At 63.9% G+C, this 255-nt stretch carries 1 protein-coding gene; it reads right to left on the bottom strand.

What is annotated here, in order from left to right:
• Window positions 1–255, bottom strand: a 255-nt coding sequence (locus tag KVT34_RS30580) for a hypothetical protein (RefSeq protein ID WP_217563330.1), incomplete at both ends; no start/stop codon positions are given.

The following is a 255-nucleotide window of genomic DNA, read 5'->3' as shown; positions in this document are numbered from 1 at the left end:
CAGGGCGTCGCCCAGGTTGGTCAGTGAGTCAGCCTCTTTGCCGTGGTTGCCCTTCTCGTGATAGGTGGCGGCGGCCTGGCGAGTGGGATCGACGGACTCCTCGAAGCGACCCAGCCGCAACAGGGCGTTGCCGAGATTGTAAAGCGGTGCCGCCTCCATCCCATTCAGAATGAGGCGGGTGCCGCTTTCCTCCAGGAGCGCACTGGCTCGTCGGCTGACGATGATGGTCTCCTCGTACCGCTTCGCCGTCATCAG

Source organism: Paenibacillus sp. GbtcB18 (assembly GCF_019091125.1).
Lineage (GTDB): Bacteria > Bacillota > Bacilli > Paenibacillales > NBRC-103111 > Paenibacillus_F > Paenibacillus_F chitinolyticus.
This window is presented reverse-complemented; position numbering and strand designations above follow the sequence as displayed.